Annotated in this window: 22 protein-coding genes and 2 pseudogenes; 5 read left to right on the forward strand and 19 right to left on the reverse strand. The window is 61.6% G+C overall.

The genetic code is table 11. The features are described 5' to 3' along the window. Positions 1–22: 22 nt before the first annotated feature. Positions 23–304: pseudogene (locus E5P2_RS37385) on the forward strand (helix-turn-helix domain-containing protein); the annotation flags it as partial. Here the strand turns inward: E5P2_RS37385 and E5P2_RS37390 are convergent. The 19 genes from E5P2_RS37390 to E5P2_RS37480 all read right to left on the reverse strand — a co-directional run bounded on the left by E5P2_RS37390 (position 261) and on the right by E5P2_RS37480 (position 15,040). Beyond that, on the reverse strand, positions 261–668 hold the full coding sequence (locus tag E5P2_RS37390) for a hypothetical protein (RefSeq protein ID WP_031944013.1): 408 nt from the start codon (positions 666–668) through the stop codon (positions 261–263). The pseudogene E5P2_RS37385 and the gene E5P2_RS37390 sit on opposite strands and share 44 nt — an antisense overlap. Further along, positions 665–1,150, reverse strand: coding sequence for a thermonuclease family protein (locus E5P2_RS37395; protein WP_015063510.1), 486 nt, complete (start codon positions 1,148–1,150; stop codon positions 665–667). The genes E5P2_RS37390 and E5P2_RS37395 overlap by 4 nt, the downstream gene beginning before the upstream one ends. Before the next feature lies 1 nt (position 1,151). Beyond that, complete coding sequence (locus E5P2_RS37400) at positions 1,152–1,577, reverse strand: OmpA family protein (protein WP_053057113.1); 426 nt, start codon at positions 1,575–1,577, stop codon at positions 1,152–1,154. A gap of 13 nt (positions 1,578–1,590) precedes the next feature. Then, positions 1,591–2,289, reverse strand: coding sequence for a TraX family protein (locus E5P2_RS37405; protein ID WP_269474032.1), 699 nt, complete (start codon positions 2,287–2,289; stop codon positions 1,591–1,593). Positions 2,290–2,291: 2 nt separating this feature from the next. Continuing rightward, positions 2,292–2,555, reverse strand: coding sequence for a conjugal transfer protein TrbO (locus E5P2_RS37410; protein WP_162572153.1), 264 nt, complete (start codon positions 2,553–2,555; stop codon positions 2,292–2,294). A 25-nt stretch (positions 2,556–2,580) separates the two neighbouring features. Continuing rightward, positions 2,581–3,186: a transglycosylase SLT domain-containing protein gene (locus E5P2_RS37415; protein ID WP_162572154.1), complete on the reverse strand. Its 606-nt coding sequence runs from the start codon at positions 3,184–3,186 to the stop codon at positions 2,581–2,583. Between the two features lie 13 nt (positions 3,187–3,199). Then, on the reverse strand, positions 3,200–3,793 hold the full coding sequence (locus E5P2_RS37420) for a TrbM/KikA/MpfK family conjugal transfer protein (protein WP_015063527.1): 594 nt from the start codon (positions 3,791–3,793) through the stop codon (positions 3,200–3,202). 19 nt (positions 3,794–3,812) lie between these two features. Beyond that, positions 3,813–5,546 carry a P-type conjugative transfer protein TrbL gene (trbL, locus tag E5P2_RS37425; RefSeq protein WP_174259956.1) on the reverse strand — a complete coding sequence of 578 codons (1,734 nt, stop codon included), beginning with the start codon at positions 5,544–5,546 and terminating at the stop codon, positions 3,813–3,815. Between the two features lie 10 nt (positions 5,547–5,556). After that, positions 5,557–5,796, reverse strand: coding sequence for an entry exclusion lipoprotein TrbK (trbK, locus tag E5P2_RS37430; RefSeq protein WP_031944010.1), 240 nt, complete (start codon positions 5,794–5,796; stop codon positions 5,557–5,559). 10 nt (positions 5,797–5,806) lie between these two features. Then, positions 5,807–6,580, reverse strand: coding sequence for a P-type conjugative transfer protein TrbJ (trbJ, locus tag E5P2_RS37435; RefSeq protein ID WP_031944011.1), 774 nt, complete (start codon positions 6,578–6,580; stop codon positions 5,807–5,809). A gap of 18 nt (positions 6,581–6,598) precedes the next feature. Then, positions 6,599–7,993, reverse strand: coding sequence for a TrbI/VirB10 family protein (locus E5P2_RS37440; RefSeq protein WP_015063524.1), 1,395 nt, complete (start codon positions 7,991–7,993; stop codon positions 6,599–6,601). 5 nt (positions 7,994–7,998) lie between these two features. Then, complete coding sequence (locus E5P2_RS37445) at positions 7,999–8,466, reverse strand: TrbH Mating pair formation protein (RefSeq protein WP_015063523.1); 468 nt, start codon at positions 8,464–8,466, stop codon at positions 7,999–8,001. 2 nt (positions 8,467–8,468) lie between these two features. Further along, positions 8,469–9,374, reverse strand: coding sequence for a P-type conjugative transfer protein TrbG (trbG, locus tag E5P2_RS37450; RefSeq protein WP_015063522.1), 906 nt, complete (start codon positions 9,372–9,374; stop codon positions 8,469–8,471). Positions 9,375–9,386: 12 nt separating this feature from the next. Further along, positions 9,387–10,163, reverse strand: a complete 777-nt coding sequence (locus E5P2_RS37455; protein WP_015063521.1) for a conjugal transfer protein TrbF — start codon at positions 10,161–10,163, stop codon at positions 9,387–9,389. Continuing rightward, positions 10,160–12,697 carry a VirB4 family type IV secretion/conjugal transfer ATPase gene (locus E5P2_RS37460; RefSeq protein WP_015063520.1) on the reverse strand — a complete coding sequence of 846 codons (2,538 nt, stop codon included), beginning with the start codon at positions 12,695–12,697 and terminating at the stop codon, positions 10,160–10,162. Before E5P2_RS37460 ends, E5P2_RS37455 begins: the two co-directional genes overlap by 4 nt. Continuing rightward, positions 12,694–13,005 carry a conjugal transfer protein TrbD gene (locus E5P2_RS37465; RefSeq protein ID WP_011171720.1) on the reverse strand — a complete coding sequence of 104 codons (312 nt, stop codon included), beginning with the start codon at positions 13,003–13,005 and terminating at the stop codon, positions 12,694–12,696. The genes E5P2_RS37460 and E5P2_RS37465 overlap by 4 nt, the downstream gene beginning before the upstream one ends. Before the next feature lie 2 nt (positions 13,006–13,007). Beyond that, on the reverse strand, positions 13,008–13,436 hold the full coding sequence (gene trbC, locus E5P2_RS37470) for an IncP-type conjugal transfer pilin TrbC (RefSeq protein ID WP_011171719.1): 429 nt from the start codon (positions 13,434–13,436) through the stop codon (positions 13,008–13,010). Positions 13,437–13,447: 11 nt separating this feature from the next. Beyond that, the gene (gene trbB / locus E5P2_RS37475; protein WP_011171718.1) at positions 13,448–14,410 is read right to left on the reverse strand and encodes a P-type conjugative transfer ATPase TrbB; all 963 of its coding nucleotides are present in this window, start codon (positions 14,408–14,410) and stop codon (positions 13,448–13,450) included. A gap of 252 nt (positions 14,411–14,662) precedes the next feature. Next, a complete protein-coding gene (locus tag E5P2_RS37480) occupies positions 14,663–15,040 on the reverse strand; it encodes a transcriptional regulator (RefSeq protein WP_011171717.1) in 378 nt (125 codons plus the stop codon). A 320-nt stretch (positions 15,041–15,360) separates the two neighbouring features. Between E5P2_RS37480 and trfA the strand changes: the two genes are divergently transcribed. The 4 genes and pseudogenes from trfA (at position 15,361) to E5P2_RS37500 (ending at position 21,895) form a co-directional block, all read left to right on the forward strand. Next, a complete protein-coding gene (gene trfA, locus E5P2_RS37485; RefSeq protein WP_015063508.1) occupies positions 15,361–16,230 on the forward strand; it encodes a plasmid replication initiator TrfA in 870 nt (289 codons plus the stop codon). 368 nt (positions 16,231–16,598) lie between these two features. Next, the gene (locus tag E5P2_RS37490; protein WP_162572156.1) at positions 16,599–17,705 is read left to right on the forward strand and encodes a NotI family restriction endonuclease; all 1,107 of its coding nucleotides are present in this window, start codon (positions 16,599–16,601) and stop codon (positions 17,703–17,705) included. 99 nt (positions 17,706–17,804) lie between these two features. Beyond that, positions 17,805–18,833, forward strand: a complete 1,029-nt coding sequence (locus E5P2_RS37495) for a DNA adenine methylase (RefSeq protein WP_162572157.1) — start codon at positions 17,805–17,807, stop codon at positions 18,831–18,833. Positions 18,834–19,046: 213 nt separating this feature from the next. After that, positions 19,047–21,895 (forward strand): annotated as a pseudogene (locus E5P2_RS37500) (Tn3-like element IS1071 family transposase). The last annotated feature ends 146 nt before the right edge of the window (positions 21,896–22,041 follow it).

Here is a 22,041-nt window from a genome sequence, read left to right on the forward strand (position 1 = left end):
GATGCGCGGGCTTAGTTCACTGAAGATCGTGCTGGAGTCGCTGCAGGAGCTGCTATTGCGCCTTGCCCTGCAGATGGCCCGCGACGACTACGAAGACCGGCGCGAGCGGCAGCGCCAGGGCGTGGCGCTTGCAAAGGAAGCGGGACGGTACACCGGCCGCCAGGCCGACACAGCAACTCACGAGAGGATCATTGCGCTGCGCACTGCGGGGCACAGCATCCCCGATACGGCCAGGCTGGCCGGCTGCAGCGAAAGCCAGGTCAAGCGCGTTTGGTCAATGCGGGCGACGGCCTCACCAGCTTGACCGTGACGCCGGCAGGCCGCATGAGAGCCTTAACCACGGCGGCCGACACCTCATTGCGGGACTGCGCTTTCTCTTCGACGCTTTTGCGTGGGAGGTCATCCGTTGAATCTGGAACGCTCACGGTGAGCTGATCCCCGATCAATGAGGCTTCAAACATGCGCTTGCCGGCCGGCGTGATCCACATGCCTATCAGCTCGCGCTTGGAGTCGGCGACCAGGCGCTGCGCCGGCTTGTCCATGTGGGCCTTGATCTTCTCGCACATGGCCGTGGTGGCCGGCACCGAGGGAAGACGCTGCAGGTAGTCGAGAACGTTCTCGAGCACGGCCAGCGTTTCCTTGTGCTTCTGTTCGTCGGTGAATTTCACTTGGCGTCCCATCCCTTTCTTTTTTCTGCGCGCCACTCCCAGGGCGCGACCGCGTGCGGATCGGCCCACAGGCCGACCCGCCCAGCGCGTGCCGCTGCTTCGACGTCGAGCAGCGACCGATCCACCAGGTAGGCCCGATACACCCAGGCCATGCCCTGTTCCACCATCATGCGGTTGACACTGCGGCCGTCCACCAACAGCGTGCCGATCGCGCGGCCGTAGCGATCGACGGACGCCGATCGCACGTAGACCGACTTCTGGAACACCGCCGCAGCAAGCGCCTGCCTTGACCTGGTGCCGAAGGCTTGCGCCTTCTCGGGGGCGTCAATCTCAGCCAGGCGCGTGCGGATCGGCGTGCGATCCACCAACACATCCACCGTATCACCATCGAGAACGCCGACGACGCGGCCCGCGAAATCGGCGTGTGCCTGTCCTGCAGCGATGCACAGGACCAGCGCGACCAGGCGAGCCAAGCGCGCCATGTCAGTTGCCCACGAAGACAAGTTCGACTTCCACGCGCTGGTTCTCAAGCCGGCCTTCTGGCGTCGAGTTGTCCGCGATGAAGTCTGCAGCAGATGCGAAGTTGACGACGATCTTCAACGGCGAAACGCCGCGTGCGATGAGATAGGAGCGCGCCGACAGTGCCCGAGCAAGGGCCAGCGATTCATCCTGCGCGCTCGGCTTGAGTGTGCTGGTCCGTCCCTTGATCGTCACCAGGTCGGCATCCTTCGCGTTGAGCAATTCCGCTTCCTGCCGTGCCGTGGGCCGGAAGGCCGTGCCGCCATGGGGGAACGACACGAAGACACCCGACAGGACCGGCCTGCCGTATTCGGTCATCGGCTGGGCCGATGCGCTTTGCGCGGCCACCAGGAAGGCAGCAGAGAGGGCCAGCAGGCACGGTTTGAACATGAACACGCTCCAATCAGAAAAAGAGGTAGCCGGCCTTGCTCATCGGGATTCGGATGAGCCAAAGCGCGATCAGGTGCAGGGGGTAGTAGGCGTAAAACGCCCACCGCAGCCGGGGCAGGCGCACATCGACGTGCGCAGCCGCGGCGACCACGGGGAGCGCCGCCAACGCCCAAAAATTGCCGTTGATGAACCACAGCGCGGCGCAGGACGCCAGCAGCAGCGCGAGCGCCGGCACCGATGGCTTCCTGCAGTACCACCAGACAGCCAGGCAGATCGAGAGCGCCGGCCACCAGTATTCGACCGAGCTGCCGGCGACGAGGAACACGGCGGCAGCGGCAACCAGGCGCGGACGGCCTCCCTGGTCGATGAGGAAGAGCACGGCCGTTGCGGCCAGCAGCGTGAACATCACGTTCAGCGGCCACCAGCCGGCCCACAGGCCGCCCAAGGCGAGGAATGCAGGGGTGGCGGCAAGGCCGAAGAGGGCCAGGCGCTTCAAGGTGCGGCGATAGACGCCGCGCTGCAGCGTATCCGGCCGAGCCAGGTTGTACGCCAGGACAAAGCAGAAGATCGGCAGCGCCAGGCGACCCGCGTTGAACAGCAGCGGCACCGTGCCATTGAACAGGTACTTGTTGACGTGATCGCCGGTCATGAGCAGCAGCGCGAGCCACTTCAACGCTTCGACCGATCCATCAGCGACGACCAGGCGCGGCAACCTCACTTGCGGCCACCTCGCCGGCTGTAGTGCTGGAGGGCGACGAAGGCGAGATACAGCACAGGCGCGAGCAGGATCAGCGCAATGGTCTTGCCGATCCATGCCGGCAGCGACCAGAGCACCAGGCCGAGCAGGAGCAGCGGTCCGAAGGCAAGCAGCAGTAAATCGCCCTGGCTCTTGGCCTGCGACTCGGCCCAATCGCAATAGCTCTTGATGACACCGAAAAGGCCGAGGGTGTACCGCTTCATGAAGGCGTGAAAGTCCATGTTTTTATCCGCTAAAAAAACGGCCTCACTGGCCGTTGATGATGAGCTTTCGAGGCACGTAGCTGGCAGTGCTCCAAGGCCCTGCAGGCGCTGCCTGCGGGACCGCTGCAGGGGCCGGCTTCGATACCACTGGCGCGGTCTGAGCGACCGCTTGAACGGCTACCGGAGTCGAAGGGATTGCGCCGGGCTTTGTCACGTCGCGGGTGACGAACCGCGCATCGAGCCAGTCGGCCCACTTGACAGCCCTGCGCATCAAGTCGGCGCGATAGACCACGTTGAATTGGGGGGTGCGCGAGTGGTAGTTAGCCGCCCGCGTCCACAAGTCGCCCTTGTCCATGCGGATGTGTTGCCGCAGCCGCCAGGCCGCCAGGTCAAACGAGTAGCAGCCAGCCGCTGCCACGTCGTTTGCCGTAATGCCGTACTTCGCCAGGTCGCCCAGGTACAGGGTGTTGAACTGCATCGGGCCCACGTCATGCGTGCCGTTCGTGTTCTTCACCCACTGGCCCGGCTTGCCGCCTTCTTTCTCCGCGACCGCAAGAACGATGTTCGCCGGCACTTCGTATTTGACGGCGGCCGAAATCGAGCAGATGACGCGCTCTTGAAGCTGGGGCGGGAGATCGATGAAAGGCATGGTTCAGGCTCCCTTAGTTGCCACCGCCGCCCCAACTGGCGCGGCGGCGCTCTTCGTCTTCGGCCTTGATGCGGGCGTTGTATTCGGCCAGGGCGCGGTCATAGTCCCGCGCCTCGACCCAATACCCTCCCCGCTCAGGAATCCCCACATAGCGCGGCACCGTGCCCGAGAAGTCCGTGTAGGCGTGCGTCGTGTAGGCGGTGCAGTAGCTGGGCATCTGGTTGCTGACGTACACCATGCCATCGTCGGAACCCGTCCACGAACGCAGCACGGCATTCAGCGAAGCGGCATCACACCGGCCGGCACCATTGGCCTGCGCATTGACCAGGGCCGACATTTGCGGCGTCTGATTGGCGACGGGGCAGAGGTTCAGGAAGTTGACGCGGCCCCGGATCGTGTCCGACAGCTTGCGGTACGAAATGCTGAAATAGCGGCGCAGCGAAGGCGTGCATTCGCTGGGCTGGGTGCCAGTGGCAAGGCACAAGATCGCTTCGCAGGCCAGGCGGGTATCGCCCGTGAGGATTTCCTGCGCGCTGGCAGTGGCTGGAATCGCACCGAAGGCGGCCACCGCAAGAGCGGCCGAGGCGATGAGGTTTTTGCGTTGCATGGTTGATGCTCCTTTGCAGTTACGAGGTTTTGGAATTGCGATTCATGAAGTCGGCCACTTCGGGCGCGACGGGGGTTTCTGCCTGGCCCTTGCCTGCAGACAGTTCGTTGTCGTTGAAGGCCGTGGCGGCCGTCGAGGCCTGCGCGGCGCTGCTGGGTGCCGGTGCGGGAGTGGACAGGTCTGCCGGCGCTGCCGCGTCCTGCGCCCTGATCGCGGCTGCGATCTTTCCGCCCGTGGTTTCGCTGATGCGATCAAGAGCCGACTCGCGCATGCTCGCGGCCTTGGCTTTCGCCACGTCCCAGGAGCCTTGCGCCAGGTTGCCCGCAGTGCCCGCAGCAATGGCCGCCGCACGGCCCAACATGCTGCCGGTGGAGCGTTGTTCGCCAGGTGCCAGGCCAGTGTCCTGCCCCCCTCCCTTGGCGTCAGAACCTGCGGCCTTGCCGCCTGCGTCGGCCTTCCCTTCGGCACCAGGTGCCGCGCCACCGCCCGAGTCCTTGCCCTCGCCTGCCGGCGCGCTGCTCTTGCCGCCCGAGCTGCCGCCTTCGGAGGCACCACCACCGAAGCCACCGCCCGAGCCACTGGAGCCACTTGAGCCGCCGCCCGAGCTGCTGCCGGTGTCCATGCCCGCGAAGACGCTGCCACCGCCAGAGCTGCCGCCGCCAGGGCCTGCAGCGGCCATAGCGACGCCGCCCATCGTGTCGCCCATGCCACCACCGCCGCCGCCCTCGCTGGATGCCGCAGACGCTTTGCTGTAGGCCGCCATGAGGGCTTGCGCGCCACCTGCCGCGCTGGCCGCGCCGGCTGCAATCGCAGCGCCGCCCGTGGCGATGGCCGCGCCGGCCACCGCCGCCGCACCCATCGCTGCGCCGGCACCAAAGCCACCGCCGAGGGCGTGCGTTCCGCCGCCCATCGCCAAGCCGCCAACCATCGCCGGCAGCTTGTTGACCAGGGCCAGCAGCACGACCGCGACGATCATCATCACGCCTAATTCCTTGAGGCTGATGCCGGCGCTCATGGCGTTGTAATACTGATCGACAAACGACTTGCCGATGCCGACGAGCAGAACCATCGTGAAGAGCTGCGCGGCGATGTTCAGGACGGTCTTGTAATAGTTGATCGCCATGTCCGAAGTCCACCGCGATCCACCGAAGCCGAGAAAGAAAACGCCGGCATAGGCCAATATCCAGCCGCTCACCAGGAGCAGCAACATATTCACGCCGATCAACGCCAGGATGATGAGAATCGCCGCGCTGATGAGGATGCCGGCCGCGCTATCGACAGGCGACCACACCGAAGACTGATCGAGCACCTTAAAGAAAATGTCGAAACCAATATCAACGATCCCGGAGGGCGTCAGCGTCGAGCCGGTGCCGCTTGCACTGCCTGCGATGGTGCGCAGCGAACTCATGATGTCGGTGGCGAAATTCGGCCCGTTCGTGAGCAGCCACCAGAAGAAGCCGGTGAAGATGGTGAAGCGGATGAACTCCGCATAGAACTCGCCAATATCGGCCTTGCGCAAGGCCATGAAGCCAAACGTCCACACCATCGAAATCACTGCGAGCGTCCAAAACAACCAGGTGGCCCGGGCCGTGATGAAGCCGGCCCAACCACTGGCGGCGGCCGAATAGCGGTTGAGGACGTTATCTAAGACGCCGGCATTGTCGATAGCCGCTTGCGCCTCAATGGAAAAGAACGCCAGCCACAGCAAAACAAACAGCAGGCCGGCGTTCTTGAATACGGCTGGCATTCTCATAGTCACAACCTCACCATTCTTTCTTTTCGCTGGGTTTGAAACCGCCACCACGGCGCAGGCACAGCGACGAAAACGCTTGCTGCGCGCCCTTGTCTTCGATCTTGGCAACGCTCGCGGGCTTGCAGTTCTCATCGTTGACTTCGGGCATGGCTTGCTTGGCCGGTTGTTCTGCAGGCTTTTCGCCGCAGCCGGCGACCAAGGCCGCCACGAGGGCGGCCAGGGCCAAGGTAAGAACCTTGTTGGTCTTCATCGAGCAGCCCTTACCAAGTGCGCGCAGGGCTAGCGCGGTACTCGCCCTTGCGCAAGTTTTCGGCAGCAGCGGCCTCTTGCGCCTCTTTGTCTGCAATCACCTGGTTGCGCGTGGCGACCGCGTTCTGTTGCGCGATCAACAGGCCGCGAATCTGCAGGAGCTGGTTTGCCTGGTTGCTGGCGAGCTGGTTTGCAAAGCCGATGGCCTGCATCTGGCCGGTGGCTCCCTGCGCGGAAGATTGCAGGCGTTGCAATTGGCGCGCATCGGATTCCATTGCGTCCTGCTGCTTGTCCAAGCCTTTGAACAGCGCATCGTTGGCCTTCTTCTGAGCTTCCGAATTCAGCTTGTTGGAAGCCTGTTTCATGGCGTCGAATTCAGCCTTCGTGCAACCGATGTTGAAGCATGGGGACGAGCGGTAATAGGACACGTCCTGGAACTTCGACAGGTAGCCGTCGAGGCTGCCCGCCTGGTTCTTGTAGTAGTTCAACGTGTCGATGGCCCCGCGAAGCTGGTTCATCGTGGACGTGGCCTGATCCCAGATATACGCGGCCGGTGCGACCGTGTTCTGGATCATGTTTTCGTACTGCTGGAGCTGGGTGCGGTACTGCTCAATTTGCTTGAGCGTCTGCGCAACGTTCTCCACTGCCGACATGACGGTTTGCGTCAGGTTCGCACCGTCGATAACCGGGATGCCGGCCTGCGCCGGGGTCATCACGCCAGGGGCAGTAAGTGCAAAAACCAAAGCGACTTTAGCCGCTAAAACTTTCTTAGTGAGCATCTTCATTTCGCTTTCTCCTTTGGGTTAGTAGTCGAACGCCTGGTACGGCTTGGAAAACGTCATGTCCTTGGTGACGATGACGTTAAAACGGTAGCCCGGACGAATTTCGAGGGTCGGGGCAATGTTCATGTTTTTGGAAATCAACTGAGCGGTGACAAGGCCGAGCTGCTGGCCCAACGCTTCGCTAAGTGCGCCGCTGGCCGTCTGCCGATTGCCGTTGTTCTGCTGGTCCTGGTTCTGGCTCATGGTGATACCCGCCGTCACGCCAGACATGAGGAATGCCGATGCGAACAGCCGGAAATAGTGGTTGTTCACCTGGTCATTGAAGCCCGCATAACCGGCGCTGTCCGCACCAGGCATCGAACCAATATCCATTGCCTTGCCGTCCGGGAAGACGATGCGTTGCCAGGCAATCAGCACGCGGGATTGGCCGTATGCCACATCACTGGAGTACCGACCCACAAGGCGCGAGCCTTGAGGAATCAGCTTCCATTTGCCGGTGGGCGTGTCGAACACGTCCTGGCTCACCTGGGCCATGATCTGACCGGGCAAATCGGAGTTGATGCCTGAAATCAGCGTGGCGGGCACGACGAAACCGGCGCGCAGCTCATACGGCGAGCGTGGCGCTTCGGGCTTGGAATCGAGCTTCCAGCGGTCTTCCTGCCCGGAGTTGGCGAACTGCGAATAGTCCTTGCTCCCCGGCGAGCTGGAGCCGGCCGTTTGCAGGAGCCTAGGAGCCGCCGAAACGCCTCCCCCGGACATACCCCCTACCCCACCGGCTTGAAGCTGCTGCATGCGCGCTCTGTAGGCCGCCGTGGGGTCGTCGCGGGTCTGCGCGTCGATTTGCTGGCGCACGGCCGCCAGTCGGGCTAACGCTTCCTCGCGGGTGGCCGGCGCTGCGCCATCCGTCAGGCCGCCAGGCGTCGATCCCGAGCTGCGCGGAGCGATGCCCCGCACGCCCGTCTTTGCCTTGATGGCCTCTTCGAGCTGCTGCATCTTCGCCATGCGGACGCGCTGCATTTCGTCGTTGTTGACACGGTCATCCAGGCTTGCGCTGGTCGGTGGCGTCGGCGGCGCGTCCAGGTTGTCCGGGCGGGCAACGTCGATGGCCTGGCCTTGCGGCTGCGAGAGGTCGGGCACCGTGGGCGGTGCTGGCCGCTCGGCCTGAATGATCCCGTCCTTCTGGTTGCCGGCAATCTCGTTGGCGAACATGCTGGTGTTGCCAGCCTTTTCGTCCTTCGCACCGGCCGGCCGGTTCTGCTGGGCTGCGCGATCCGCAGCCACCAACACCATGACCAGCAGGAACACGCCCATCAGGCCGCCGATGATGTAGACCGGCAGATTGTTGACGCGGCGAACGCCGGTCTTCTTTGTCACTTCCCCAGGGGAAGCGTCAGGCGACATTTGGTCTTCGCTCATGTGCGTTACTCCTTCCGAACCCACGCGCCGGCCGGGTACAGAGTGCCGTTCTGTGCAGCCGAGTAAGCGCGGGTCAATGACTGGTTGCCCACCAGCAGGGTCACGCGGTACAGGTTCGATTCAGCTTGATCGAGGATGTACCGCAGCGGTTTGCCAGCGGTCGCCGTGGCGTCCGTGGCCGCCGATGCGGCCGAGGCCGGCGCGGCTGGTTTGAACTCCAAGAGGGCGTAGCCCTTGGCGCGCAGCGACTCGACCAGCGAAGAGCCGAAGGCATCCGGCGTGGCGTGCTGCAGATCGAACCGCGTGCTTGCGGGCGGGTACACGGCAACGAGCTGCTTCGCGGCGTCATCAGCCATCGTTTGATTGAAGGCTGCAGGCGCGCTTTGCGTGAAGTTGCCGTAGGTGGATGGCGCAGTGGTGGCGCAGCCGGCCAGGCCGACCACGAGCAGCGCGAGGAAAGCGGTCTTGCGCATGGTTATTTCCCCCTGGTGATGGTCACGCGGTCTTGGCTGCTGCCGACGCCGGCAATCAGCACGGCCTTGTCGAAAACCGTGTCCACGATGTAGCGGTCACCCTGCACGCGGTAATTGACCATCACGGTTTCTTCATCCGTGAAAACGCCGCCATCCTTGCGAACGACTAGGAGCGTCGGCGCTTCCGTCTGCTGCATCGTGCTGGGCATTTGGATGATGGTTTTGGTCCCATCGTTGTAGACGCGCACGGGCTTCCAGGCGGCCGATCCCGACACGTCATAGGCAAAGTTCAGATCGCCCAGGTACTCGCCGGTTTGCGGGATCGTGCGCGACTGCTTTTCCTTCACTTCGCGGGTCTTGATGGCGTCCCACTTCGCCATTGCGTCTTCCGTGTAGGTGAACGCCACACGGGGCATGAACTCCGTGCGATGCGAGCGCAGCCGCAGGTGATACGTGCGCCGGTTCGTGGTGACGATCAGCGACGTTTCCAGGCCCACGTCCATCGGCTTGATGATGAGGTGCTGCACTTCGGCCGGGCCGCTGCCCGTGATGGCCGGCTCGACCGTCCACCGGGCGGTGTCGCCCAGGTGGATCGAGTTGACCTGTTCACCGGGCTGCAGCTCCACATCGCAGACCTGCAGCACTGCGCACACGATGCTGGGCTGCTGCGCACCGAACAGGAAGCGGATCGAGCCATCGGCGCCGGCCACCGGCTTGATGCCCGTCGCGCTGTTGTCGCGCCACTTCTGAGCGATGGCGACGGCCGCTTTTTCCTGCGGCGTCAGCGTCGGGTTGTCTTTGGAGAAATAGAGGTCGGCCAGGTTCTTGTCAGCCGGGCCGGCCGGCCCTGCAGCGAGTGCGAATGCGGGCGCAGCGCCCAGGACCAAAGCGAGAAGATACTTGTTCATGAGTGTTGCCCCTTAAAGCTGTTTCGACCAAGAGAAGTCACGGACGTAGATGCCAAGCGGGTTGTTGCGCACTTGCTCTTCCGTGGTGTTTGGAGTGGTGGCGACGGTGTAGACCGTGACTAAGGCCCGCATGCGGACCGGCAGGCCCTTCACGACGCCCTGCCGGTCGCGTGTCGTCTCCATCCAGTCCACTTGCCAGGTGTCGGGCGTCTGCGGGATCACCGAGAGAATTTCGGTGCTGACCGTTTCTTTCGCGGCGCGCTTGAACGGGCTGCTGTCCTCGCTGCCGTTCAACCATTCATTGGTCTTGGCCGTGGCCGGATCGTTGGCCGAAAGCATCGAGTAGAGCCGGAACACGGCCTTGCGCTGCAAGGCCACGTCAGGCGTCACCAAGCGGGCATCGCTGACGAACGAGGCCACCGAGGCGTGCACCACGCGCTGATCGACTGCAGCGGCCCGCTGTGCCGGCGCGACGGCCACCGCCTGGCCGAGCTTGTCTACCTCGACCACGTAGGGCACGAACTTCGATTGACTGCCAATGTGGATCAACCCGCCCACGGCGGCCAGGACGATCAACAACGACAGAATGCCGACAACCTGCCAGGTCTGGCGCGACGAGACGACCGCGCCAACGTGTTCATTCCAGGTGCGGCGTGCCGCCAGGTACGGGTTTTCGACCTCGCCCCTGCGTCGGCCACCTTCCATCACCGAATCCGGTGCGCGCCGGGGATCAGCCGGCTGTGCGGGCTTCTTGAAAATCAAGCCCTTGATCGTGTCTGCAAAGCTCATGCTGCCACCCCATAGTCAGAAAGTTTCAAATTGCGGCCGGCGAGCCATTCATGCACCCAGGCATCGCCGAACTTGGCTTCGAGGCTCTTGATAGCCGCCACGGATTCCTTGTCGGACGCGCCGACGAACGCCAGGGCCAGCGGGCCTAGAGCCAGGTCGTAGAGTCGCCGGCCGTTCTCGGAAACGTAGTAGTACTGCCGCTTCGGAATGGCCGTAGCCAGAATCTCAATCTGGCGAGCGTTGAGGCCCATGCGGCGATAGAGCGCCGCCGTGTCCTCATCGCGGGCGTACACGTTGGGCAGGAAAATCTTGGTTGCGGTCGATTCCACGATCACGTCCAAGATGCCCGAGTTCGCCGCGTCGGAAAGGCTCTGCGTTGCCATGAGCACCAGGCAGTTCGCCTTGCGCAGCACCTTGAGCCATTCCCGAATCTTGGCGCGGAACGCCGGGTGTCCCAGCATCAGCCAGGCTTCGTCCAGGATGATGACGGCCGGCTGGCCTTTCAGGCTGCGCTCGATGCGGCGGAACAGGTAGAGCAGCGTCGGCAGGGCGTATTTCTCGCCCAGGTTCATCAGCTCTTCGATTTCAAAAACGGTGAAGTCGGTGAGCGACAAACCATCTTCTTCGGCATCGAGCAGATGGCCCATGTTGCCGTCCACCGTGTACTGCCGGATCGCCTCGCGGATCGCTTCATCCTGGATCGTCACGCTGAATTCGGACAGCGTGCGCGCTCCGCTGGCGTGCATGCTCATGATCGCGTTCCCGATCTCATTGCGTTGCGCCGGGGTGGTTTCCACGTTGTTCAGCGCAAGGATCGTGTCGATCCACTCCATCGCCCAAGCCCGATCACTCTTCGACTCCAGGAACTGCAGAGGGCAGAAGGCCAGCTTGTCGTCATCGGCCGCCACGGTGAAGTGCTTGCCGCCCGTGGCCTTGGCCAAGGGGTACATGGACATGCCTTTGTCGAAGGCGTAGATCGACATGCCTTGATAGCGACGGAGCTGCGCCGCGATCAACGCAAGGTGCGTTGACTTGCCGGCACCCGTGGGACCGAACATGAAGGTGTGGCCCAGGTCGCGCACATGCAGGTTGAGACGGAACGGCGTGGCACCGTGCGTCACGCAATGCATGAGTGCCGGCGACAGCGGCGGATACATCGGGCAAGGCGCTTTGTTGAGGCCCGTCCAGATCGTGCTTGTCGGCAGCAGATCGGCCAGGTTCATCGTGTTGATGAGCGGGCGGCGAACGTTCTCCACGCCGTGGCCCGGAAGGCTTCCCAGGTAGGCGTCCAGCGTGTTGATTGTCTCGATCCGCGCAGCGAAGCCCAGGCGGTTGATGGCCTTTTCTACCTGGCGTGCAGAGGTTTCCAGCTTTTCGCGGTCTTCGTCCATCAGGACGACGACGCTGGTGTAGTACCCCACCGCGACCAGGCCGCTATTGACCTCGGCAATCGCAGACTCGGCATCGTTCACCATGGACATGGCGTCCTGGTCCACCGAGCCGGTATTCGTGTTGAAAACCTGGTCGAAGAAGCCACGGATTTTTTGCTTCCACTTCTTGCGGAACTTGTCCAGGTGCTTCACGGCTTCATGCGAGTCCATGAAGATGAAGCGGCTCGACCAGCGGTATTCGACGGGCAGCTCGCCCAGGGCGGTCAAGACTCCCGGTGTTGACTCCAGAGGAAAGCCCTCGATGGCAACGACCTGGACGAACTTGCGGCCGATCTTGGGCACCACGCCGCCGAACAGTTCCTGGCCGCCGATCACGGCATCCAGGTACATCGGGTTGCTGGGCAGCAGCACGGGGTGATCCATGCCCGTGATGCAGAACTGCAGCCACCGCAGCAGATCGTCATGCGTGACCGTGGAGCCGTCTTCGTTCACCACCTTGTTCCCACGCAGGCGCTGCAGCTTGACGGCCGACGACAGGCGCGATTCGATGCTGGTGCATTCGCGCTTGAAGTAGTCGATCAAGCCTTGCGTGCGGGCCTTGTTGCCGGGTGTCTTCGCTTCGTCATCGAACATCAGTTCAACGAACTTGCTTTGCGCCAGAAGCGGCGGAAAGTAGGTCATCGTGACGATGAAATAGCCCTCGTACATCGTGCCCAGGCCCTCGAAGAGTCGGCGGCGCTCTTCGTCCATGGCGGCCGACACCGGATCGGGGAAATGCGACAGGCCCGTTTCGGTGTAGTTGGGTGCCGGCCGGCGCACGGCATCGACGTGGAGCATCCAGCCGTTACCCAGGCCCGCGAGCGCCTGATTGATGCGGAACGACACCATTTCCCGCTGTTCATCGGTGCTGCTTGCGTTGTCGTCGCCCTTGTAGAGCCAAGAGGCGATGAACGACCCGTTCTTACCCACGATCACGCCGTCATCGACCATGGCGGCGTAGTTGAGTAGATCGGCCAGGCCGGCGTCCTTGGAACGATGCTTTTTGAGCTTCAATTCCGCATCGACGGCTCGGATGCGAGCGAACAGGATGAGCAGCAGCAAGGCACCGAGCGCCGCGATGCCAATTGCGATTGCTTCGATCATTTGTATTGCTTCCCTTGGCTATTCGGGTTCAGTCGGAAAGGCGTGCTGCGCGCTGGGTAGTACCCCTTGTACTTACGGTGACGCAGGTACACGAAGCGCAGCTTGGGATCGGACTTCGCCATGAGCCGGCACGCGAAGAGCGCACCGAACCACAGCAGAAGCCCGATCACCGTTGCCCTCAGTTCTTGGGCGCTGAAAATCAGAGCGAAGGCCAGAAGACCCGAAAACATCACCAGTTCACGATCCCCACCCATGAACAGGTTGTCTCGGTTCCCGGCGCGACGAATGGGGATCGTGCGGAGGGCCATCGTTAGACCGTGCGGACGCTGTTGGTCAGAACCGATGCGGCCTTGAGCTGGTGCATCACGGCATCGCCCAGCGCAGCAATCTCAGCGCCACGGCCGAAGAAGGTGCTCATCACGTTCTGCGCGCCGACCAGGAGGGCCATCACCAGGACGAGGAAAATCAACGTGCGGAAGAAGCCATTCAGGTCGCCGCCGAAGATCAGCACGCCGCCCGCGATCACGATGCCGATGATCGACAGCGCGAAGGCCACGGGGCCGGTGACGGAATTGCGCAGGTTCGTCAACCAGCTTTCATAGGGCAGCGAGCCGCCCGTGCCTTCCGAGGCAAAGGCATGCTGTGGAGACAGCAGGAAAAGCACCATCAGCAGCGCCGCGCCGATGTAGAACATCGTCGTGCGGTTGATGGCGAAGGGACGGAGAAGAGACGCTTGCATTGGAAATACTCCTAGAGGGTTTTGGTGATGTAGCGGCCGTCCACGTACCCGGAAACCTCAAGGATTTCTTGGATGCGGCGACCGCCTTCAGGGGTGCGGGCGATATGAACAACGACATGAACCACCTCGCCTATCAGCGGTTCAATTTCGGCCGGTGCCGACTCATTACGGGTAATGAGCGACCTCAGACGAGCCAGGCCAGCGGCTGCGTTGTTGGCGTGGAGCGTTGCCGCCCCACCCTCGTGCCCGGTGTTCCAGGCATCGAGCAAATCCAACGCTTCCGCCCCACGCACTTCCCCGACCAGAATCCGGTCAGGGCGCATGCGCAGAGTCGCTTTCAGAAGCGCCGTCATCGGCACTTCCAAGGACGTGTGGTACTGAACGAAGTTTTCAGCGGCGCATTGAATTTCGCCGGTGTCTTCGATGATGAAAACGCGCTCCATGGGATCGCAAATCACCATCTCATTGATGATCGCGTTCACGAGCGTGGTCTTGCCCGAGCCAGTGCCGCCAATCACCAGGATGTTCCGGTGGTTCTTGACGGCGGCTTTCAGGGCCTCGTACTGGCCCTGCGTCATGGTGCCGGCCTCGACGTATTGCTCCAGCGTGAAGATGGCCACGGCCTTCTTGCGGATTGCAAACGTGGGCGCAGGCACCACCGGGGGGAGCTGGCCCGCGAAGCGCGAGCCATCAAGCGGCAACTCCCCTTCCAGGATGGGCTTGCCGCGTGTGACTTCCTTGCCGTGGTAGCCGGCAATGGTTTTGATGATCGCTTCGGACTGCGCCACGCGAAGCGACCCGATGCACTTCATCTTTTCGCCAAGCCGTTCCTGCCACAGCTTGCCGTCCGCGTTAAGCATGATTTCGACCGTGCGAGGGTCATTCAATGCACCCAAGAGCAGCGGCCCCATGTCGCGTTCCAATTTCTTCTTGGCCCGCTCTTTGAGCGTTGAGAAGTCTTCTGTGTCTGCCATGTCCGTCCTGTTCCATTTCGTTCGTCGTATTCTACACGGACAAACGATATACCGAACAGGAAAGCAAGGCAAGCCAAAGCCTTCAACGAACTGTTACCCCTGTTGACAAATGGGGTGCCCGGTTGAAGGCTGCGGGGTGAAAGGAGGCGCTGGCTGGCGAGTTGCGCGGCTGGCTGGCGGCTGGATTGCTACCCAGCGAAGCGGCAATCCCCGTGAATGGGGGCTTTAGCCGCTAAAAATTTCCCTCTGGCGTCAGGACTTTTTGCCTTTATTTTTGGCTATTTGCTTCCTGTTCGCCTCATCCCATTGCCGCACTGTGAATGCCTGGTACTCGTTGAGGATCGCCGCTATGCGTGCGAACCCGTCCGGGAGACTCTTGGGGGCCTTGCCCCCGGACAAGGCGTCCAGCGTTGCCTTGTCCAAGTCGGTCATTTCCAAAAGGGTCGGCAATGGGACGCTCAAGGCGTCCGCAATGGAACCCATGATCTTGAGGGAAGGATTGGCCTTCCCGTTGGTCAAGTCGGACAGGAATGATATGGACATTCCTGCCTTCTCGGCGAGGTCATGCTTCGTCATCCCTTGCTCTTCGAGCAGGCGTAAGACGTTCGTAAAGAATATCTGGTTGTACACGGTCGGCTATGCCTTGCGATCCGCAGCTCAAAATTTTAGCCGCTAAAGTTCTTGACGGGGAGACCGTGTTTAGCTAAACTTCGAGTTCTCTAGCGCAAGAAAATCAATGCATGAGCCTAAACAGGTTCCAATTTATCGGTAATCTTACCCGCGATGAAGGGGGGAGCGATACATCGAGCTGCAGAGCCGATGTGATCCCCGCCCCTGGCGTCCAATCGGCCGTTTTGATACCGATGCGTCGAGCGACGGCAGGAGTTACGTCGCCGAATCACCCGCCGTTGGCATTTGCCGTGGCGTAATTTTCATTCGGAGGAACCTCAATGTCCGCACCCGCCCCAGCGCCGAAACGAAAAACTGCCGTCGAGAAGACCGCCGACAAGGTGAGCGAAGTCAAGCAGGCCGCTTTGCTCAAGCACACGAAAGAGCAGATTAAGGCAATGCAGCTTTCGCTGTTCGACCTCGCGCCCTGGGGCGACGACATGCGGGCGATGCCGAACGACCTGGCGCGTGCTGCGCTCTTCACGACCAGGAACAAGAAGACCCCGCGTGAGGTGCGGCAGCAACACGTAATTTTTCACGTCAATAAGGACGTGCTCATCACCTATACCGGGATCGAGCTGCGGGCCGATGACGACGAGCTGGTTTGGCAGCAGGTTCTTGAATACGCGAAGCGTTCGCCGGTCGGTACGCCCGTTTCCTTCACGTTCTACGAGCTTTGCACAGACCTGGGCTGGGCGATCAACGGCCGGTACTACGACAAGGCCGAAGAGTGCCTGACGCGCCTGCAGGCGACCGCCATGCAGTTCAGTTCAGGCCGGATCGGCCGGCTTGAATCGGTGTCCCTGATCCATCGCTTCCGCGTGCTGGATCGCGGCAAGAAAACGTCGCGCTGCCAGGTCGAAATCGACGAGGAAATGGTAGTGCTTTTTGCCGGCGATCATTACTCGAAATTCGTGTGGGAAAAGTACCGCGAGCTGTCCCCTACTGCCCGGCGCATGTTCGATTACTTCGTCTCTCACAAGGAACCGTTCCCCTTGAAGCTGGAGACGTTCAGGCTGATGTGCGGGTCCGATTCCGCCAGGCTCAAGAAGTGGCGCGAGCAGACCGGCCAGGCGTGCGAAGAGTTGAGCCAGAGCGGGCTTATCAAGCTGTCATGGGTGCAGGGTGACTCGATCTACTGCCAGCGGTAGACCAGGTGGACATGCGACAGAGAACGGGGGCCTAGGCTCCCGTTTTTCATTGACAGATGAGGGGCGCAGCGGCGGCATGCAGACACTTGAGGGGCCAAGCCAGGGACGGGGAATTTTCGCGGGCGCGAAAACCGGCTATGTCGTGCTGCGCATCGAGCCACGTTCCGCGTCTCGACCCCTGCGGGCTTCCAGCGCCTTTCCGACGCTCACCGGGCCCATGCCCCTCGCCGCTGGGCTACAGGCCCGCCAGCGGGCCATACGACCGCCGCAAGCGGCCATCCAAGGCCGACCGATCCCTGCCCGGGGGCCAGGTGTGACTTCCAACGATCAACCCGACTGGCGCCGCACTTAAACGGCAGGTTTCCAGGTTGCCCTCGACTGCCGCACAAAACTGCGGACGACTGTTTGCTTTACCCCTCGGCACGCAACTGTCCAATGTGTTACGTTATAAGGTTATGGCAAAAAAACCAAAAGACATAACGCCACGATTCGGGATCGGGGAGTGGTTCGGCTTCAATCTGACGCAGCTTTCCGGGGAGGAACGCCGCCAGCTTGCCGCCGAAGTCCTCAAGCCGAAGAAAGAGCGAACCCCACAACCCTGCCCCTTTCAGGCGCGCAAAACAGGCGCTGTCTGCTCCAAGGATGGCGGGGTGTGTTCGCTCCGGCTCTACTCCTACAACACACACCCAGACAACGGCCGGGCGGTCGGTGTCCCTGTTGAGGGCAAGCAAGGCGACCTCCGCGCCACCTGCCCCTATCGCTTCCACGATGAACTCGACGTGTTCAAGTGGGTAGGCGAAACCATCCTTGGCGACCCTGACCCGCTGCTGGTCGGTGAAGTCGGCTTCCTCGAAGCCGGGGCATCGACCGACAGCGAAGGCGGCGATGACGTGGGCCGAATCGACATGGTTCTGGTCAGCTCCAAGACGCCCAAGGAAGCCCCGATGAATTGGGCTGCCCTTGAGATTCAGGCCGTCTATTTCAGCGGTAACGCCATGAAGGGCGAGTTTGAAGCCTTCAACGATGACGCCGTGGATTGGGTCATTTTCCCGGCCGGTCGTCGTCGCCCGGACTACCGCAGCAGCGGCCCCAAGCGCTTGATGCCGCAGCTTCAAATCAAAGTCCCCACGCTGCGCCGTTGGGGCAAGAAGATGGCCGTGGTCGTTGATCGCGCCTTCTTCGATTCCATCGGTGAGATGGACAACGTGGCCGACATATCCAATGCTGACATTGCATGGTTTATCGTCCGCTTTGAAGAGGTCGAAGGCCAGAAGCGCACGCGCATCGTGCGGGATGAAGTCCGCTACACCACGCTTGAGCGCTCGGTGGAAGGGCTGACGGGTGGCAAGCCGGTTCCTCTGCCGGTGTTTGAGACTCGCATCACTGACAAGATCGTTCACCCGGTGCCCATCACTGAGCCGGTCGAGGACGGTCTGCCGCTTGAGAACGGCAACGGCTCCGACGCCGCAAAATGACCACAAGTTGCTTGTTTGACAAGACCGTGAACATTCACGGGTCTTGACGCGCCTATACGTCCTTGTTACGCTCCGTGAATGTTCACGGAGAAAATAACAATGACAACCGACGCCACTGCATTACAACGGCAGAACCGCCGCATCGAACGCCTGAAAGAGCAAGGCGTCACCCGCGCCACGGTACTGGTTCACAGCGAATGCAAACCGGCCCTTGAAGGGCTGCGGCATCACTTCGTTGACCCCGACAAAGCGCAGGCGCTGGCCTCACTGGTTGAACAACTCCACGACAAGAAAGCCCCGACGAACGTTGCGCAGGTTCGCCAGCTCAGTCCGTTCCGCTATCCGGGCGGCAAGACGTGGCTTGTCCCAGAGGTGCGCAAGTGGCTGACGGCATCCAAGATCACGCCATCGGTGTTTGTGGAACCCTTCGCGGGTGGAGCAATGGCGGGCCTGTCGGCCGCCGCTGAGGGTTTGGCCGAACACGTCTTTCTGGGCGAACTGGACGACGATGTGGCCGCTGTCTGGCAAACCATCTTCCACGGCAAGCCCGCTGACGTGAAGTGGCTTTGCAAGCAGATCATCGACTTCGATGTGAACCTTGAGAACGTCCGGGAGATCCTCGACGGCAACCCCAAGAGCATTCGCGGCCGGGCCTTCCGAACCATCGTCAAAAACCGGATGCAGCGCGGCGGCATCATGGCCGCAGGCGCTGGCCTCGTTAAGACCGGAGAGGCCGGGCGCGGCCTCAATTCGCGCTGGTATCCCGAAACGCTGGCCCGTCGCATCGAAGCCTTGCAGGCCATGCGCGATCGGATCACCTTCGAGCAGGCCGACGCCTTCGAGGTGGTGCAGCGCTACGCTGATGATGCCAATGCGTTCTTCTTCGTTGATCCGCCGTACACCGCAGGCGGCAAGAAGGCCGGGGCACGGCTCTACACCCACAACGAAATCGACCATGAAGGGCTGTTCGCGCTCATGGCCTCGGTGCGTGGTTCAGTGATGCTGACCTATGACGACGCGCCCGAAGTGCGCTCGATGGCAGAGCGTCACGGCTTCCGCGTTGAGCCGGTGCCGATGAAGAACACCCACCATGAAGTCATCCGCGAGCTGTTGATCTTGAAGCCCTAGTTGGGGTCTCCTCGTTTTCAGTGCAATAAGTGACGGTACGCAAAGCTAGCACTGGCGCGGGGGTGGTCTGGGTAGACCGTTGATTTCATTGACTTTCCTGTTCGCTTTGTAAACGGGTATGGTGGCCTCCCACTTTTGAGGTTCACGATGCAGGGTTGGCACACAACGTTTTTGTGGATGCGTGGGCTCCCCCGCGATATCAGCGACTTCGAGATGAAGGCATTTTTCACCTTCGATGGTGCCGAGCGCGACGCAATCAATGCACGCCGAGGTGATTCCCACAAGCTTGGTCTGGCGCTCCATATTGGTTTCCTGCGCATGAGTGGGCGTTTGCTCGGTGCCTTTCGGGTAATTCCAGTAGCCTTGTGGCGCCACCTTGGCAACGAGCTTGGCATTGCAGCACCAGAAGTCGCCTCGCTGAGAGCCATGTATGAACGCGGGCGCACGCTATTCGATCACCAACAAGTAGCCTGCACGGTCCTTGGATTCCAGTGGATGAGCGAGCACCAGCGCCGCTCACTGGTACGTGAACTGCGCGACGAAGTGGCGCGCTGCGCCGACCGCGATCAGCTACTCGTGCGGGCGCGTCAATGGCTGTACAAGAACAAGCTGGTGATCGTGCACGAGCGGGCAATTCGGACACTGATTGCGGCGGCACTTGCCCAGCTTGAAGTTGAAACAGGCACCGCCATCGCCGCCAGCGTTGATCCAGCAACACTTGATCGCTGGCGAGCCTCAGTTTCAGAGCTGCGCCCAGATGGACAAACCCAGCAGAGTTGGCTATGGGCTGCACCGGCGAAACACTCAACCCGCCAAATCAGCGAGGTACTGGAGCGCATCGACCTGCTTTACACGCTGGACGTTCATAAGCACCTGGCAGACATCCCCGATCTCATCTTGCGCCGCTACGCGCGCCGACTTGTCTCCAGGCCGCCCTCAGCCGGAGCCAAGATCAAAGAGCCAGCGCGCACCGTGGAGGTCGCATGCTTTCTTCGGTATTGCCTGTTCACCACCACAGACCAGTTGATCCTTATGGTGCAGCGCCGGATCGCCGATCTGTGGCGTCAGGCTGCCGCCGATGTCCCCGCTACCGTCAATTGGGCCGCAATGTACAAAACGCTGCTCGGCGAACTTGTTGCCTTGAGCGCGCAAGGTGCGGTGCCAGATGCTGAGTTGCGTGCCCGTCTTGAAGCCTTGATCACCGAAACCCAGAAACGCAAACCACCGAGCAGGGCCTCCCTGGTCCGCGAGGGATTGATTGATGGAATTCGCCCCGTGCGGTCGTTGCTCGTCGCCATTGCAAAGCTGCCCTGGCAGGCCACCGGCGAGCATCCTGCCATCGAGTACCTTGCCAAGCTGCAAGCTTTATATCTCAAAGGATCCAGAAAGCTGCCAGTTGAAGTGGTGGCACCAAGTCTGGGAATGATCTGGCAGGTTTCGATCTCCAGCCCAGACCGGGAACGGGCGTTTCAGGCGTTGGAGGTGGCCACCCTGTTTGCCCTGCGCCGCGCGGTGCGCAATGGCTCGGTCTGGATTGAGCACAGCCTGAGCTTTCGGGGTCGTGCGCGCTTGTTCTTCACGGACGAGCGTTGGCAGGCAGAGTCCAAGAAACACTATGCCCGTCTATCGTTACCCAGCAAGGCTGCCACTTTCTTGAAGCCTTTGCTGGCCAGAGTAACTGCCGGTGTCGATGCGGTGGCCGCTGCAGCCCGCAGTGGCGTACTGCGCGTGGATGATGAACTCCATTTGTCGCCATTGCCCGCAGAGGACGAAGACCCAGAAGTGACCAAGCTGCGCGCGGCTTTGGATCACCGCATCGGTGAGGTTCAATTGCCGGAAGTGATTCTGGCCGTTGACGCCCAGGTGCGCTTTAGCTGGATCATGCTCGGACGTGAGCCGCGCTCTACCGACGAGCTGCTGATGGTCTATGCCGGCATCATGGCCCACGGCACCAGTCTGACTGCGGTCGAATGCGCGCGCATGATTCCGCAATTGTCTGCCACCAGCATTCGCCAGGCCATGCGCTGGGCGCGGGACGAACGGCGTCTGAGCCAGGCCTGCCAGGCTGTGCTGGAATTCATGCAGCGACACCCGATTGCCGCCACCTGGGGCGGTCCGATTTGGCATCTTCTGACATGATGACCATGGAGACCACCAAACGGGTGTGGCAAGCCCGGCTTGATCCTCGGCGCAACACACCTTCCATTGGAATCTACTCCCATGTAAAAGACCGGTGGGGCATCTTCCATGCGCAGCCCTTTGTGCTCAATGAGCGCCAGGCGGGCGTGGCCATTGAAGGTGTCATCCGCCAAGAAAAGCTGGAGACCAGCCAGCTTGCTGTGGATACCCATGGCTACACCGACTTTGCCATGTCACATGCCCGTTTGCTTGGTTTTGATCTTTGCCCGCGGTTGAAGGAACTCAAACAGCGCCACCTCTTTGTGCCACGCGGCACCAAAGTGCCCGCAGAAATCGCTGCGGTGTGCGAAGCCAATGTCGACGTCGCTTTGATCGAAAAGCATTGGGATAGTCTGGTGCACCTGGCAGCCTCGGTCATGAGCGGACATGCCAGTGCGGTGGCAGCTCTTGCGCGGTTCGGTTCTGCCGCCCAGGGCGATCCAATCTATGAGGCTGGCGTGCAATTGGGGCGGTTGCTGCGTACGGCGTTTTTGGCTGACTACTTTGTCAAGGACGCTTTCAGGAACGAGTTGCGCCGGGTGCTCAATCGGGGCGAGGCTGTTAACGCCCTCAAGCGCGCCATTTATACCGGCCGGATCAGCCCGGCGCAGGCCAAACGTGTCGATGAAATGCAGGCTGTGGCCGATGCGTTGAGCCTGATGGCCAACATCGTGATGGCGTGGAATACCTCACAGATGCAGGCGGTCCTGGATCGCTGGTCGAACCGCCGCCAGGTCATTCCACCGGAACTGATCGGGAAGATTGCGCCCACCAGGCTGGAGAGCATCAACTTGCGGGGTGTGTTTCGCTTCCCGGTTGACCGCTATGCTGACCAAATCCTGCCTTCGCGGCCAAATGCATCGATAACTGGCACCAATGGATGAAACCGACCACGGTTTGACGCCACGAATCGCAGATTTGAAAGTGAACAGGAAAGTCAATGAAATCAACGATCTACCAACACCACCTCCGCGCCAGTGCTAGCTTTTCGTACCGTCACTTATTGCACTGAAAACGAGGAGACCCCGAT

The sequence above is a fragment of the Variovorax sp. SRS16 genome (assembly GCF_901827165.1).
GTDB lineage: Bacteria > Pseudomonadota > Gammaproteobacteria > Burkholderiales > Burkholderiaceae_C > Variovorax.